Origin of the sequence: Burkholderia sp. LK4 (genome assembly GCF_001043615.1) — a bacterium.
In the GTDB taxonomy this organism is placed as follows: Bacteria; Pseudomonadota; Gammaproteobacteria; order Burkholderiales; family Burkholderiaceae; genus Burkholderia; species Burkholderia cepacia.
Genome location: NZ_LDUL01000041.1, coordinates 179,763 through 195,783, shown reverse-complemented (window position 1 = coordinate 195,783; position 16,021 = coordinate 179,763). Strand labels below are relative to the sequence as shown.

Here is a 16,021-nt window from a genome sequence, read left to right as displayed (position 1 = left end):
AACACGAAATTCCTGACAGGCCCCACCACAACCGCAACCGGTAACACCAGCACCAGCAACAACGGCTCTACCGGTACAGCGACCGATACCACGTCGACCGATCAAACCACCACATTCAAGTGTCCGAGCGGCTACAAGTCGATACAGCTGACGAAGAGCACGATCCCGAATGCAACGATGACGCTCGTGACCGACGACGGCGTGGCGACGTATACGTTCAAGACGCCGCAGGACGGCGTGGTCCGTGACGGGACGGTGTGTCTGGGCAAGCCCGATCCGGTTCCCGCAGGCGTGCAGGCCGATGTGATCTACGAGATCAAGACGTATGGGGGTTTCTACGAAATGTCCGACCGGAAACTGACCCTGAACTTCACGTCGAACCTCATTCCCGATCCGTCTCCGCCGGTTATTGAGCTGGCCGACGTATCGAGCGGGACGGTCACGTACAAGCCGGCGATCCAGGGCAACCTCATTTCGACTCCGCCGAATTTCAGCCTGAGCGTCTATCCGAACGCTCCCGGTTTGTATGTGGTGCGCCTGAAACGATAAGCGCCGTGCCGGCCATGGCGAGCGTCCCGTGCCGTCAAACCGACGACTTGGCGCGTTGAGCCGTGGCCATCATGGCGAGCACGGCTTCTTTGATATCGGGTCGCCCGGGTGTCCTTGCACACTTGGCCGGCGAAGGGGCAGCAAGATCTGACAAGCTGGCCGAAAGCATTTGACCCCATTCAAAGAAGCCCGCCCGGCCTTGCGCATTCGTGCTCGTCGGGGCGCTCCATCCGGCAGATTTCTCCCAAATGCATCACAAGTCATTCATCCGATGAAAAATCCCCGTCGGTTACCGGTATGATGCGCACCTTGCGCGTGATCGGTCGTCGAACTTTGATACGACATTGATACACGCGGCGCTACAAATCCGCACAACGAGCGCGTGAAAGATTCTGTAATATAAATTCCGTATACTCGTAAGTTCTGATCCAGGCGCCGCCTGCCAATTCCTTCGGCCGACCGCCCACGCAGAACAACCAGATACGTCGCCGCCTGGCCGTCTTGCGCCGCGACACGCTATGCACCACCACTGAACATCTATGTCTTCCCGCCACTCTGGTTCGCCCGGCCTCGCCGCGGCGGTGATCACCCGTGTCCGGGCGCTGATCCGCAACGAGCGCGTGCTGTCGCCGCTGCTCGCGCTCGGCATCGGCCTGCTGCTGATCGTGGTTTTCCAGCACCTGTCGGAATCCGTCGACTACCGGTCGGTGATCCGCGAGTTGCGTCACATGTCCGTCGGCGAGTGGGGCGCATCGCTGGCCGCGACGGCCCTCAGTTATCTCGCGCTCGTCGCCCGCGATGCGGTCGGCCTGCGTTATGTCGCCGCGAAGGTGCCGCGCGTCGCGTTGTGGATCGGCGCGATCGCCGGGTCCGCGCTCGGTAACGCGACCGGCTTCGGCGCCCTGACGGGCGGCGCGGTCCGCGCACGCGTGTACGGCGTGTCGGGCGTTACGCCCGCGCAGATCGGCCGGATGACGGTGTTCACGAGCGGCACGCTGGCGCTCGCGATGGTGTTGATGACGGCGGTCGGCATGGTCTGCGTGCCGGAGGCGCTCGCCGCGATGCTGCACGTCGCGCCCGGCGTGCTGACGTGGGGCGGCGCCGCGCTGCTCGTGATACTGGCCGCGATCGTCGCGATGTGCGGCAACACGGCGCGCCCGGTCGTCACGCGCTTCAAGTGGCTGTCGTTCGACGTGCCTGCGCGGCGCGATCTCGTCGCGCAGGTCGTCTACGCGGTGCTCGACGTCGTTGCCGCGGGCCTGACGCTGTGGGTGCTGCTGCCGGCCGCGCCGGTCGGTTTCCCGACCTTCATCACGGTGTATGCGGCCGCGCTGCTGCTCGGGATGATCGGCCATACGCCGGGCGGGATCGGCGTGTTCGAAGCCGCGATGGTCTTCACGCTCGGTCGCGAAGTGCCCCCGCACGCGATGGTCGCCGCGCTCATCGCGTATCGCGCAATCTATTTCGGCGTGCCGCTCGTGCTGTCGGCCGGCCTGCTGGCCGGTTTCGAGGGCCGCGCGCTGCGCCGCCGGCTCGTCACGCGGCAGGCCGTGCGCGTGTCGCAACTCGCGCCGGTGTTCCTGAGCCTCGTGACGTTCGCGGTCGGTAGCATGCTGGTGATCTCGAGCGCGACGCCCGCGTTCTGGCACCGGATCGCGATCCTGCGCCACCTCGTGCCGCTGTGGGTGCTCGAAGGCTCGCAGGTGATCTGCAGCGTGCTCGGCGTCGCGCTGCTGTTCGTCGCGCGCGGGCTGCTGCGCCGCCTCGACGGTGCGTGGTGGATGACCTTCGCGCTGACGCTCGCAAGCCTCGCGCTGTCGCTCGCGAAAGGCCTCGCGTTCGTCGAGGCCGGCGTGCTCGGCACGCTGCTCGTGCTGCTGCTCGTCAGCCGCCGCCGTTTCAACCGCCATTCGTCGCTGCTCGCCGAGCGCTTCACGGTGAGCTGGTTCGTGTCGGTGACCATGGTGCTGATGCTGGCCGTGTGGGTGCTGTTCTTCGCGTTCCGCGACGTGCCGTACACGCGCGAGCTGTGGTCGCATTTCTCGTTCGACGCGCGCGCGCCGCGGGCGCTGCGTGCGACGCTTGCGTCCGGCGTGTTCGTCGCGCTGTTCGCGCTGTGGCAACTGCTGCGCCCGGCGCCCGGCCGTTTCGTGAAGCCCGCGGCGCAGGACCTGTCGGACGCCGAACGGATCATCCGCGCGCAGGAATGCAGCGATGCGGGCCTCGCGTTGATGGGCGACAAGTCGTTCCTGTTCTCGGAATCCCGCCAGGCGTTTCTGATGTATGCCAAGAACGGCCGCACGTGGGCCGCGCTCCACGACCCAGTCGGGCCGCGCGAGGAGTGGCCGGGGCTGATCAGCAAGTTCATCGCGCTCGCACACGCGCACAGCGGCCGTGCGGCGTTCTACCAGGTGCGCGCCAACGCGCTGCCGCTGTATCTCGACGCGGGGCTCACGCTGATGAAGCTCGGCGAGGAAGCGCATATCGCACTCGACCAGTTCGACCTGAAGGGTTCGAACCGGTCGCACCTGCGCTACGCGCTGCGCCGTGGCGACAAGGATGCGCTGACGGTCGAGGTGATCGCACCGCCCGACGTGCCGGCTACGTTGCCGGCCTTGCGCGACATCTCCGACGGCTGGCTCGACAGCCGCGACGCGCGCGAGAAGAGCTTCTCGGTGGCCGCGTTCCACGACGGTTATCTCGCGACGCAGTCGGTGATGCTCGTGCGGCAGGCCGACAAGCCGATCGCGTTCGTCACGTTCATGACGACCGACCTCAACACCGAGGCGACGGTCGGCGTGATGCGCCATCTTCCGGACGCGTCGCCGTACGCGATGGAATATCTGTTTACGCAGCTCGCGCTGCATCTGAAGGAAGCGGGCTTCCGCAAGCTGAGCCTGGGTATCGCGCCGTTCTCGGGGATGGGGGCGGCGAAGATGCCGTCGCCGTTGCACCGGATCGGCCTGATGGTCTGGCGCTTCGGTGGCCGTTTCTACAACTTCCGCGGCTTGCGCGCTTTCAAGAGCAAGTTTGAACCGCACTGGGAACCGCGTTACCTCGCGGCCTCGGGCACGGTCGGCGTGTTCGTCACGCTCGCGGATCTGTCATTGCTGGCTGGAGGTCGGCGTTCATGAGTTTGAAGAAGGGAATCGCGCGGGCGGCAGCCGCCTGCGCGGGGATGATGCTGGCCGGCGCCGCGTGCGCCACGCAGCCTGCCGCCGTAAAAGCAGAAACCGTGTCGGGCGGTCGTTATGGGCCCGTCACCGTGACCAAACCCAGCGGGCCGCTGCGCGGATTTGTCGTACTGTTCTCGCGTGAGGCGGGCTGGAATGCCGCCGATCAGCAGGCGGCCGACGCGCTCGCGAAAGCCGGTGCGATGACGGTCGGCGTCGATTCGGAGCGTTACGCGACGAATCTCGCCGCGAAGCAGGAGACCTGCCACCACCTCGACGGCGACGCCGAAGCGGTCAGCCACCAGCTCGAACGCCTCGCGCAGTCGTCGCGTTATTTCACGCCGATCGTCGCGGGCGTGGGCCAGGGCGGCGCGATCGCGAAGCAGATCCTGTCGATGGCGCCGGAGAACACGATTGCCGGCGTCGTATCGGTCGATCCGGCCGCGAAGCTCGATCCGCGCTTCAAGCCGTGTCCGCCCGATCCGACGATCGTGCGCCGCGCGATGCCGGGTTTCGTCGAAACGGCGGCCGCGGGCGATTCCGCGAAGCTCGTGTCGCTCGTCACGTCGCACCTGCGGGACACCACCAGCAGCGACGAACTCGACGTGTCGGATCTGCCGCTCGTCGAGCTGCCGGCCAAGGGCGGCAACGGCCAGCTCGCGATCGTGATCTCGGGCGACGGCGGCTGGCGCGATCTCGACAAGACGATCGCCGAGGCGCTGCAGCGCGACGGCGTATCGGTGGTCGGCATCGACAGCCTGCGCTATTTCTGGAGCGAGAAGCCGCCGGCGCAGGTGAGCCGCGATCTCGCGCGCGTGATGCGCACCTACATGGCGCGCTGGCATGCGAATCGCGTGGCGCTGGTCGGCTACTCGTTCGGTGCCGACGTGATGCCGTTCGCGTACAACCGGCTGCCGGCCGACCTGCGCGACAAGGTCGCCGTGATGTCGCTGCTCGGCTTCGCGCCGGCCGCCGATTTCCAGATCCGCGTGACGGGCTGGCTCGGCATGCCCGCGAGCGACAAGGCGCTGAAGGTCGCGCCGGAAATCGCGAAGGTGCCGCCGCAGCTCGTGCAGTGCTTCTATGGCGCGGAGGAGAAGGATACGATGTGTCCGGCGCTCGTGAACACGGGTGCCGACGTGATCAAGACGCAGGGCGATCACCACTTCGGCCGCGACTACATCGCGCTCGAGAAGAAGATTCTCGGCGCGTTCGGCAAGCCGGTGGCGGCGCGTTGAACGCCGGCGCCCGCTTCGCGGCGGGCACCGGCCGGACCTTTCCGGTTCTTCTTGCGGGCGGCCAGCGTGCCGCCCGTTTCATTTTGCGGCGGGCGTTGCCGCGTTCTGCTGCTGCATCGTTGTTCTCGCATCGCGTTGATAGAAACCCGGGAACCGGTCGAGCTGCCGCCGCGCGGCCGTGATGTCCGTGCCGTCGCCGAGCACCGCGCTCGAGAACCCCGTGCGTTCCATCAGCAGCAACTGGTCGACCAGCACCTCGCCGGTCGCGCGCAGGTCGCCGATGAAGCCGTAGCGCTTGCGCAGCAGGTACGCCTGGCTGTATGCGCGGCCGTCGGTGAACGACGGGAACTGCAGGTCGATGCGTGTGACTTGCGCGATCCGCCCGGCAAGCGGCGGCAGTTCCTCGTCGTTGCCGATCGTCAGCATCGTGGCGTCGTGCGGCTGCGTGTCGCCGGCGTGTTCGGCCGGCGTCAGCAGGCGGATGCGCGCGTGTGCGTTCGAAGCTTGCTGGTTCATGCTGGCTCCACCTGATGGCGCGCGTCGTTCGCGGCGGCCTTGAAGGGTTCCGTACCGATGCGGCGCACGGTGTCGATGAACCGTTCGCTGCGGCCGTCGTTGTCGATCCGTGCGTCGAGGTACGCGTTGACGATCGCTTCGACGACATCGACGATCTCGTCCGCCGAAAACGACGGGCCGATCACCTTGCCCGGCCGCGCCGGGCCGCTCGCGGTCGAGCCGTCCGAGCCGCCGAGCGTGACCTGGTACCACTCGGCGCCGTCCTTGTCGACGCCGAGGATGCCGAGGTGGCCGCTGTGATGATGGCCGCACGAGTTGATGCAGCCGCTGATGTGCAGGTCGATGTCGCCGACGTCATGCAGCATGTCGAGATCCTGGAAGCGCTCGGCGATCGCATCGGCGATTGGGATCGAGCGTGCGTTCGCCAGCGCGCAGAAGTCACCGCCCGGGCACGCGATCATGTCCGTCAGGAGTCCGACGTTCGCGCTGGCGAGCCCGATCGCACGGGCGTTTTCCCACAGCGGGAACAGGTCGTCGACATGCACCCACGGCAGCACGACGTTCTGCGTATGCGTGACGCGCGCCTCGCCGGCCGAGAAGCGGTCGGCGAGATCGGCGAGCGCGTCGAGCTGGTCCGGCGATGCGTCGCCCGGTGCCTGCAGGCGGCGCTTGAACGACAGCGTGACGATGCGCAGCGCCGGGTCGCGGTGATCGGCGACATTGCGTGCGAGCCAGCGCGCGAAGGCCGGGTGGTGTGCCGCCTGGGCCGACACGCGCAGGTTCGCGTCGCGCAGGCTGACCGTGCGCGTCTTGAGGCGCGGCGCGACGAACGACGCGGCGACGCGGTCGAACTCGACCTGGGCGATCGTGTGCAGCCCGCCGTCGTGTTCGACGATCTGGCGGAACTCTTCCTCGACGTCGTCGATGTAGCGTTGCCCCTCGGTCTTCACGAGGATCTTGATGCGCGCCTTGTACTTGTTGTCGCGCCGTCCGTAGCGGTTGTACACGCGGACGATCGCCTCGATGTAGTTCATCACGTGCTGCCAGGGCAGGAACGCGCGCAGCAGCGTCGCGATCGTCGGCGTGCGGCCCATTCCGCCGCCGACGCTCACGCGAAAGCCGAGTGCGCCCGTGTCGTCGCGCACGAGCTTGAGGCCGACGTCGTGCCAGTCGGTCGCGGCGCGATCCTCGGCCGCCCCGGTGATCGCGATCTTGAACTTGCGCGGCAGGAACGCGAATTCGGGGTGCAGCGTCGTCCACTGGCGCATCACTTCGGCGAACGGGCGCGGATCGGCGATCTCGTCCGGCGCGACGCCGGCGCGCTCGTCGCACGAGATATTGCGGATGCAGTTGCCGCTCGTCTGGATGCCGTGCATGTCGACGGTCGCGAGCAGGTCCATCACGTCGGCGGCCTTCGTGAGCGGAATCCAGTTGAACTGCACGTTGGTGCGCGTCGTGAAATGCGCGCTGCGGGTCGGCAGGCGCAGCGTGCCGAGCAGGGCCTGCGCGTCGCATGCGGCGCGGTAGGTGGCATCGTCGGGCACGTCGTAGTCGCGCGCGATCCGCGCGAGCACGCGCAGCTGCGCGCTGGACAGTTCGCCATAGGGCACGGCCACGCGCAGCATCGGCGCGTGGCGCTGCACGTACCAGCCGTTCTGCAGGCGCAGCGGCCGGAACGCGTCTTCGCTCAGCGTGCCGAGCTGCCAGCGCTCGAGCTGGTCGCGAAACTGGGCGGCGCGGCTGTGCACGAGCGCCCGGTCGAAAACGGTATATCGATACATGACGTGATACGCGAGAAGAGCCGCGGCGCGATGCGGGCGGCTCGAGGGGACGTTGCGACGGGTGTCAGGCAACCGGAGACAGCGTAGGGAACGCAGGGCGGCGGGACAAGCAGCAGATCGGGACGAAAAGGGCGCAGCAGATGGCCGGCGAGAGGCCGGCGCGGGCCGGGCATGCGTGCATGCCCGCGACGGGTGCTTACGCGTCGGCGTCGACGACGAGCGCCGGATCGAGCGCGCGGATGCGCTGGTCGATGAAGTAGCCGCCGCCTTCCTGATAGCGCAGGAACAAACGACCGCACGCGCGGCAGCGGCTCACGGTGCAGCGGTTGTACGGGAAATGGCGCAGTGCGATCGGCGCGTCGTCCGACGCGTAGCGCGTGCCGGCCGGATGATATTCGGCGTAGGTCGGCTCAGCCTCGCCGGGCGGCGTGAGCGTGGCGACTTCGGTCAGTTGCGCGGCCTGCAGCGACAGCGGCAAGGTCGTCCATCCGGCGAGCGGCGTTTTCGTGCAGGTGCACGGCTGCGTGACGTGCGCTGCTTCGGTGGCCAGTTTCAACAGCGCGTCGTGATCGAGGTAGGGCAGTTGACTCATGGGAAATCATGAAGAGGCGGCGGGATCAGCACTGTAACCCGCGCACCGGTTGCGTGCATGGTCGTGACGCAGGCGGCGCACCGTGTGCGCTTCAATCACCCTTGCGGACCGACGGCTGCGCGACCAGCTCGCCGAGCACGCGGATCGCGCGTTCGATGTCGCGGCTCCACGGATGGCCGAAGTTCACGCGCACGCAACGTTCGAAGCCGTGCGCGGCCGAAAACAGCGGCCCCGGCGCGAAACTGATTCCGCGTGCGATCGCCTGGCGATGCAGCTCCATCGCGTCGATCGCGTCGGGAAACGCGAGCCACAGAAAATAGCCGCCTTCGGGCCGCACCCACTCGACGCCGGCCGGCAGCCAGCGCCGCAGCGCGTCGTCCATCCGGTCGAGCTGCGCGTGCAGCGCGCCGCGCAGCTTGCGCAAGTGCCGGTCGTAGCCGCCGTGCTCGAGATAGTTCGCGATGCCGGCCTGCGCGGGAATGCTGGCCGACAGCGTCGTCATCAGCTTGAGCCGCTGCACCTTCTCCGCGAACCGGCCGGCGGCGGCCCAGCCGATCCGGTAGCCGGGCGCGAGCGTCTTCGAGAACGAGCTGCAGTGCATCACGAGCCCATGCCGATCGAACGCGCGCGCGGGCAGCGGGTAGTCGGGGCCGAAATGCAGCTCGCCGTATACGTCGTCCTCGATCAGCGGCACGTCGCGTGCGGCGAGCATTTCGACGAGCGCACGCTTTTTTTCGGTGGACAGCGTGACGCCGGTCGGATTCTGGAAATTGGTCATGAACCAGCACGCGCGAATGTCGTGCCGGTCGAGCGCGTTCGCGAGCGCATCGAGATCGAGGCCCGTGCGCGGATCGACGGGAATCTCGACAGCGCGCAGGTCGAGCCGTTCGATCGCCTGCAACGCCGCATAGAAGCCGGGCGCTTCGACGGCCACGACGTCGCCGGGCCGCGTGACGGCCATCAGGCACAGGTTCAGCGCCTCGAGCGCGCCGTTCGTGACGACGATCTCGTCGATGGGCTGCGAGATGCCCGTCGCGAGATAGCGCCGGGCGATCTGCTGGCGCAGCGCCTCGTTGCCGGGCGGCAGGTCGACGACCGTGCTCCACGGGCTGACGAGCCGCGTGGCCTGCGCGAGCGATTTCGCGAGGCGCGGCAACGGAAACAGTTGCGGCGACGGGAATGCGGAGCCGAGCGGCACGATGCCGGGCTGCGTGGCCGCGTCGAGGACGGAGAACACGAGGCTGCTGATGTCGACCTTGCGCGTGGCGCCGGCCCGTTTCGCGCGGCGCATGGGCGCCGGGCCCGCCTCCGGCGTTGCGCCGGGCGCGACGTAGTAGCCCGAGCGTTCGCGCGCGCGGATCAGCCCCCACTGTTCGAGCAGGTAGTACGCGCGAAACACCGTCGACTGGCTCACGCCGTGCTGCGCGATGATCTGCCGCAGCGACGGCAGCCGCGTGCCGACGGCGAGGTTGCCGTTGCGGATGTCGTCGGCGATCGTGTGGGCGAGGGTTTCGTAGCGTTTCATCGGCGAGGGTGGTGCGCGCCGTCGCCACGCGCGGGCCGGACTGGCGCCGCGCCGGCGGGCGCGGCTCATTGTCCGATGCGCGGCCCGAAAAGGAAAGTGCACGCGTGTCGACCGCGCGTTCCTGCCGCGTCAGGCCGCGTTCGGTTCCACGTTCCGTCGGTTCGCACCGCCGCGCAGCGGCGGCAGCGGCTCGACCTTGCCGACGATGAACAGGTACGACAGCGCGCCGACCACGCACAACGCACCGGCCACCGCGAGCGGCACGACGAACGAGCCCTTCGTGATCGACAGCATCACGCCCGTGAACGTCGTGATGAAGATCCCCGCGAGATTGCCGGCGAAATTCTGGATGCCGCCGAGCGACGCGACATGCGCCGGCGTCGGTGCGACTTCACCGACGAGCGTCCACACGTTGGCGCCCGCGAACGACAGGCTGGCATACGCGAGCGCGAATAGCGCAAGGCACGCCCAGACGTTCTCGACGAAGGCCGACAGCGCGATCGACGAAGACAGCAGCATCCCGAGCACGAGGCAGGTCTTGCGCGCGGCAGTCGCGCTCCAGCCGCGGCGGAACAGGCTGTCGGACACGTAGCCGCCGAGCCAGCCGCCGGGAATCGCGAGCAGCGCGGGCAGCATGCCCCACGTGCCGAGCGACGCGAGCGAGAAGCCGCGCGACTGCAGCAGGTAGCTCGGGAACCACGTGATGAAGAAGTAGATCGCGAAGTTCAGGCAGAACAGGCCGATCATCATGCCCCACACGGTGCGATAGCGGAACAGGTCGAGCCACGACACCTTCGGGCCGTCGGTTGCGGCCGCAACGGCCGGTGCGCCGCGTTGCGCGAGCAGGGCATCGACGGCGTCAGGCGCGATCGCGCGATAGCGTTCCGGGTCGCGATAGACGAACCACCACGCCAGCGCCCACACGATGCCGATGCCGCCCGTGATCACGAACGACCCGCGCCAGCCGACGATCGAGATCAGCCACGCGACGAGCGGCAGCGACAGCGCGGAGCCGACGCGCGAGCCGCTGTCGAAGATGCTGCTCGCGAGCCCGCGTTCGCTGCGCGGGAACCAGTTGAACGCGACCTTCGCGAACGACGGGATCGCGGCCGCCTCGCCGACGCCGAGCATCAGCCGCACGCCGACGAGCTGCGCGAGGCCGCGCGCGGCGCCCGTCGCGACGGTGAACACCGACCACCAGCCGACCGCGAGCGCGAGGCTCACGCGCACGCCGACCTTGTCGATGAACCAGCCGGCCGGCAACTGCAGGAACGCGTAGGTCCAGAAGAATGCGCTCAGCACGAGCCCCATGCCGACCGCGTCGAGGCCGAGGTCGGCGCGGATGCTGGGCGCCGCGATCGCGAGGTTCGCGCGATCGATGAAGTTGATGACGTTGGCCAGGAAGCACATCAGGATCATGGCCCATCGGATGCGTGGCATGCGGTGTCTCCGCGCGGAATGTCGTGACGGACGGCCGGCGATCCGCTGCGCCGGCCGCCTCGATGGGTGGCTTATCGGGTGACTGGCGACGGCGTGCGGTCGAACTTCGCGAGCGCTTCCCACAGGCCGTTCAGGTAGACCGCGCCGAGCGCGCGGTCATAGAGGCCGTAACCGGGCTTGCCCGTCTCGCCCCAGATCATGCGGCCGTGGTCGGGGCGCACGTAGCCGGTGAAGCCGGTGTCGTGGTACGCCTTCACGATCGCGGCGATGTCGAGCGAGCCGCAGCTCGACAGATGCGCCGTTTCCTCGAAATCGCCGTTCGCGTCGACCTTCACGTTGCGGATGTGCGCGAAGTGGATGCGGCCCATCGCGCCGAATTCGCGCACGAGCGCCTCGACGTCGTTCTGCGGGCCCGCGCCGAGCGAACCCGAGCACAGCGTCAGCCCGTTCGCGGGCGTGTCGACGATGCGCACGATCCGCGCGAGATCGTCGCGGTTCTTCACGATGCGCGGCAGCCCGAAGATCGGGCGCGGCGGATCGTCGGGGTGGATCGCCATCTTCACGCCGGCTTCCTCGGCGACCGGGACGATCGCCTTCAGGAAGTATTCGAGGTTCGCCCACAGCGCCGCTTCGTCGACGTCGCGATACTCGGCGAGCAGCGCCTGCAACTGTTCGGGCTGGTAGCTCGAATCCCAGCCCGGCAGCGCGATGCCGTCGTCCGGATCGATCCGGTCGACCGCGTCGGTGCTGAACGCGAGGCAGGTCGAGCCGTCGTCGAGCGTCTTCGACAGCTCGGTGCGCGTCCAGTCGAAGACAGGCATGAAGTTGTAGCAGATGACGCGCACGCCGGCCGCGCCGAGGTGGCGAATCGTCTGACGGTAGTTGTCGATCAGGCGGTCGCGGCCCGGCTTGCCGAGCTTGATGTCCTCGTGCACCGGCACCGATTCGACGACTTCGAACTGCAGGCCGGCGCGTTCGATCGTCGCCTTCAGCGCGCCGATCTTGTGCGCGGGCCAGACTTCGCCCACCGGTTCGTCGTAGATCGCCGACACGATATGCGTGACGCCCGGGATCTGGCGGATGTATTGCAGCGAGACCGGATCGGACTCGCCGTACCAACGGAAAGACATCTTCACTGGAGCGGCTCCTGGCTGGCGGTTGATGCATCGGACGAACGGGCGGCGGCGTGCCGGCCCGTTTCCGGTGTGCGGATTATGATTGGTATGCCAGTTACGCGGGATAGTGGTTTACCAGTTGTTGGGATCGCAACCGGCGGCATGACGCTTCGGCGCACACCCCCGCGCGCCGGCCAATACGTCGAACCGGACGCTGGCCGAAATTGGTGTACCATTTTGCCGATCCGGCGCCGCGACGGCGCCGGCCAGCCTGTTGCGAGCCTTTCGATGACCGATCTTTCCAGCCAGCCAGCCAGCCGCGATACCGATGCCGCGGACCGCTCCTATATCGGCCTCGCGCGGCAGATTCACGCGATGGTGGCTGCCGGTGCGTTCGAGGCCGGCGCGCGGCTGCCGTCCGAGCGCAGCCTGGCCGACCAGTTCGGCGTGAGCCGCACGCAGGTGCGCGAGGCGATCATCGCGCTCGAGGTGCAGGGGATCGTCGAGGTGCGGATCGGTTCGGGCATCTACGTATCGGCGGCCGATGCCGCGCGGCCGGTGACGTTCGAGGTGCCGCGCGGCCCCGGGCCGATCGAGACGCTGCGCGCGCGCGGATTGATCGAGGCGGAAGTCGCCGCGCTCGCGGCGACCGAACGCAAGGATGCGGATCTCGACCGGCTGTTCTTCTCGCTGACGACGATGCGCGAACAGATGGACGACAAGGCCGCGTACGACGCGGCCGATCGCCAGTTCCACCTGCGCATCGCGGAGTCGACCGGCAACACGGTGCTGCTGCACATGGTCACCGCGATGTGGGACTGCGCGCGCAGCGATCCGCTGTGGGACAAGATCGAGGAGCACTTTCACTCGAGCGCGCTGCGCGAGGCATCGCAGGAGGATCACCAGCGGATCTTCGCGGCGATCATGGCGCGCGACGCGGCGGCTGCACGCGAGGCGATGGGCGCACACCTGTCGCGCGTGATCGCGGAATTCACGCAGGCGTGGCGCTGACGTTCGTTCCGGTCGACGGAAACGGCCCGCCGTAACGGCACCGGCATGCGGCGTCGCTGATGGCGCGCGGGCGCCGTATACGGCTTCTTCCAATTGCGCGACCGTAGGTTTTATGGTCTTGTTGCGTGATATCGCATCGACTCGAAAAAGGACAGTCGAATGCAGCGGGGCGATTCACGCGGGGTCCGATTGATCAGGGGAATCGGCGCACGTACACGCGTACGTATCGCCGTGCGCAGGCTGCTCATCATTTTGACGGCAGGCTTACTTGCCGCTGCGCTGCCGGTGCTCGCCGCCTCTCCCGAAACCGTCAACGACAACGTGCTGCGCGTGCTCGCATGGCCCGGTTATGCGGACAGCGATGTCGTCAGCGCGTTCGAGGCGCAATTTCACGTACGCGTCGAAGTGACGTTCGTCGACTCCGACGAAGCGTTGTGGACGCGGATGCACAGCGCGGCGCCGCCGCCGTACGACGTGCTGGCCGCAAACACGGCCGAGATCCAGCGCTACGCGCACGAACGTCTGCTCGCGCCGATCGACCTGACGCGCATCCCGAACCGGCGGCGGCAGTTGCCGAACTTCCAGCAGCTCGCGACGATCGACGGGCTCGTGGAAGAGGGGGCTGCCTATGCGATCCCGTTTACGTATTCGTCGATGGGGCTGATCTACGACCGCAAGCAGGTTTCCGCCGTGCCGCGCTCGATGCGGGAGCTGTGGAATCCGCGCTACCGCGGCAAGGTGCTCGACTTCAACAGCGCGCAGCACAATTTTTCGTTCGCGGCGCTGGCGCTCGGCTATCCCGATCCGTTCCGCCTGTCGCCCGCGCAGACGCTCGCCGTCGCGCACAAGCTGATCGACCTGCGCCGCAACCTGCTGACGTACTACACGCTTCCTGAAGAGGCGACCGCGCTGTTCGTCCAGCATCGCGCGGCGCTGATGTTCGGCAATTACGGCACGCAGCAGGTGGAACTGCTGCGGCGCGCCGGCGCGGACGTCGGCTACGTGATCCCGGACGAAGGTGCGCTCGCGTGGCTCGACTGCTGGGCCGTCACGCGCGGCGCGCAGCATCCCGAGCTCGCGTTCGCATGGATCAACTACATGCTCGAACCGGCGATCGGTGCGCTGCTGACCGAACGCCAGGGCCTCGCGAACACGTTCGCGCCGCCGCCGGGCCTCGACACCGGGCACCAGCATCTCGTCTGGCTCCAGCCCGTCGAGGACATCGCGCGGCGCGAATCGCTGTGGAGCCGCATCGTGTCGGGCGACCGTCCGGAGCGGTTCGGAAAATGATCCGGCTCGGGCTCACATCGAAACTGTCGGTGCTGTTCGCGTGCATCGGCGTGATCGCGTCCGGCACGACCGGCTATTACGCGTATCGCGCGAACCGCGCGATGCTCGTGCAGGAGGCACAGCACAGCCTGCTGATGTCGACGCAACTGCTCGGGCAACGCTTCACCACCGCGCTGTCCGACGTCGCGGACGATGCGCTCGTGCTCGCGCAGATGCCGTCGTGCGCGCTGGTCTCGGGCGGCGACAACCGGGATGGCGCGGCACGCGCGCGGCTCGAGCAGGTGTTCTACAGCTTCATGAGAAATCACCCGGAATACCTTCAGGTTCGCCTGATCGCGCGCGGGGATTTCGGGCTCGAACGCATTCGCGTCGATCGCGATGCGCACGGCATCGTCGTGCTGCCGGACAGCGCGTTCCAGGAGAAAGGACAGTTTTCCTACGTATTCGATACGCTCGCGACGGCACCGGGTCATATCTACCTGTCGCCGATCGTGATCAACCACGAGACGGGAACGCACGCGGCCGAGGGGCTGCCGATCCTGCGCGTGGGCACGCCGGTCGTCGACGCGTCGGGCCAGACGGTCGGCGCACTCGTCGTCGATGTCGAACTGTCGCGCGTGTTCGACCGGCTCGAGCGCGATCTGCCGGAAGACTACGCGGTGTATCTCGCGAACGAGTGGGGCGATTTCCTCGTGCACCCCGATCCGTCGCAGACGTTCGGCTTCGATCGCGGGCGGCGCGTGCTGATGCAGGACCGCTTCGCCGTCACGCGCGCGCTGTTCGACAGCGCCCGCACGAACGTTACCCTCAACGGCCTGACCGATCCCGCCGATGCGCCGGGGCAGATGTTCGCGTTCGCGCGCACGCCGTTCGGGCACGACGAGGGCAACCGCTTCGTCGTGCTCGGGATGGGGCGTCCGCTGGCCGACGTGCTCGTGCCGGCCGGCGTGCTCGGCGAGCGGATCATCCGGATGGTGCTCGTATCGAGCCTGATGGCGGTCATTCTCGCGATCCTGTTCGCGCGTGCGATCACGCGGCCGCTGCAGACGCTCGCGCGCGCGGCGACGCACGTGTTCGACGATCCGGCCACCGAGCAGCTGCCGGTCGGGCGCGCCGACGAGATCGGCGTGCTCGCGCGTTGTTTCGACAGCATGCGCGTCGAGATCCGCACGCAGGTCGCGATGCTGCGCGCGAAGCAGCGGGAGCTCACGCACCTCGCCGGCCACGATGCGCTGACCGCGCTGCCGAACCGCCTGCTGTTCATGGAGCAGCTCGACGCCGCGATCCGGCGGGCGGCCGCGATGCATGAAGGGCTGGCCGTGATGTTCGTCGATCTCGACCGCTTCAAGCAGATCAACGACCAGCACGGGCACTCGGCCGGCGACCGCGCGCTCGTCGCGGTCGCCAAGCGGTTGAGCCTCGTGCTGCGCGGCGGCGACATGGTCGCGCGGCTCGGCGGCGACGAATTCATCGTGCTGATTGCGGACGTGCGCTCACCGGCGGTGATCGGCGACGTCGCGTCGCGCATCCAGCTCGTGATGGCTGAAGAACTGGAGTTCGGTGATAGACGCATGGCCGTCGGCGCGAGCATCGGCGTCAGCGAGTTTCCGGCCGACGGCGCGTCCGCCGAGGAACTGCTCGTCAAGGCGGATGCGGCGATGTACGCGGCGAAGGCGTCTGCGCAATGCGCATACGTGCGCTACCAGGAGCTGGTCGGCAGCGGGCGTGCCGCCGGCGGCGGGGCGGACGAAGCGGCCGGCCGCGTCGCGTCGGGCGGAAGCCGGTGACGGC

12 protein-coding genes are annotated in these 16,021 nt (G+C 67.9%); 6 read left to right on the top strand and 6 right to left on the bottom strand.

All coding sequences use genetic code 11. The features are described 5' to 3' along the window. From VK92_RS43065 to VK92_RS21735, 3 genes are all read left to right on the top strand, one after another. On the top strand, positions 1–549 hold a 549-nt coding region (locus tag VK92_RS43065), incomplete at its 5' end, for a hypothetical protein (RefSeq protein ID WP_048025190.1). Between the two features lie 539 nt (positions 550–1,088). Beyond that, complete coding sequence (mprF, locus tag VK92_RS21740; RefSeq protein WP_048025029.1) at positions 1,089–3,683, top strand: bifunctional lysylphosphatidylglycerol flippase/synthetase MprF; 2,595 nt, start codon at positions 1,089–1,091, stop codon at positions 3,681–3,683. Further along, positions 3,680–4,960, top strand: a complete 1,281-nt coding sequence (locus VK92_RS21735; protein WP_048025030.1) for a virulence factor family protein — start codon at positions 3,680–3,682, stop codon at positions 4,958–4,960. Before mprF ends, VK92_RS21735 begins: the two co-directional genes overlap by 4 nt. A 78-nt stretch (positions 4,961–5,038) precedes the next feature. Here the strand turns inward: VK92_RS21735 and VK92_RS21730 are convergent, their stop codons facing one another. From VK92_RS21730 to uxuA, 6 genes are all read right to left on the bottom strand, one after another. After that, positions 5,039–5,476, bottom strand: coding sequence for a DUF934 domain-containing protein (locus VK92_RS21730; protein ID WP_048025032.1), 438 nt, complete (start codon positions 5,474–5,476; stop codon positions 5,039–5,041). After that, complete coding sequence (locus VK92_RS21725; RefSeq protein WP_048025033.1) at positions 5,473–7,257, bottom strand: nitrite/sulfite reductase; 1,785 nt, start codon at positions 7,255–7,257, stop codon at positions 5,473–5,475. The genes VK92_RS21730 and VK92_RS21725 overlap by 4 nt, the downstream gene beginning before the upstream one ends. 196 nt (positions 7,258–7,453) lie before the next feature. After that, complete coding sequence (locus VK92_RS21720; RefSeq protein ID WP_048025034.1) at positions 7,454–7,849, bottom strand: hypothetical protein; 396 nt, start codon at positions 7,847–7,849, stop codon at positions 7,454–7,456. A gap of 91 nt (positions 7,850–7,940) precedes the next feature. Then, positions 7,941–9,374 (bottom strand): aminotransferase-like domain-containing protein, encoded by a 1,434-nt coding sequence (locus tag VK92_RS21715; RefSeq protein ID WP_048025036.1) that lies wholly within the window; start codon positions 9,372–9,374, stop codon positions 7,941–7,943. Between the two features lie 129 nt (positions 9,375–9,503). Beyond that, positions 9,504–10,814: an MFS transporter gene (locus tag VK92_RS21710; protein ID WP_027791793.1), complete on the bottom strand. Its 1,311-nt coding sequence runs from the start codon at positions 10,812–10,814 to the stop codon at positions 9,504–9,506. 71 nt (positions 10,815–10,885) lie between these two features. Beyond that, entirely contained in the window at positions 10,886–11,950 is a 1,065-nt protein-coding gene (gene uxuA / locus VK92_RS21705) for a mannonate dehydratase (protein ID WP_197092549.1), read from the bottom strand. Between the two features lie 267 nt (positions 11,951–12,217). Between uxuA and VK92_RS21700 the strand changes: the two genes are divergently transcribed. The 3 genes from VK92_RS21700 (at position 12,218) to VK92_RS21690 (ending at position 16,017) form a co-directional block, all read left to right on the top strand. Next, on the top strand, positions 12,218–12,940 hold the full coding sequence (locus tag VK92_RS21700) for a FadR/GntR family transcriptional regulator (protein ID WP_042977492.1): 723 nt from the start codon (positions 12,218–12,220) through the stop codon (positions 12,938–12,940). 159 nt (positions 12,941–13,099) lie between these two features. Continuing rightward, positions 13,100–14,230, top strand: coding sequence for an extracellular solute-binding protein (locus VK92_RS21695; RefSeq protein ID WP_048025038.1), 1,131 nt, complete (start codon positions 13,100–13,102; stop codon positions 14,228–14,230). Next, complete coding sequence (locus tag VK92_RS21690; protein WP_048025039.1) at positions 14,227–16,017, top strand: bifunctional diguanylate cyclase/phosphodiesterase; 1,791 nt, start codon at positions 14,227–14,229, stop codon at positions 16,015–16,017. Before VK92_RS21695 ends, VK92_RS21690 begins: the two co-directional genes overlap by 4 nt. Positions 16,018–16,021: the final 4 nt, after the last annotated feature.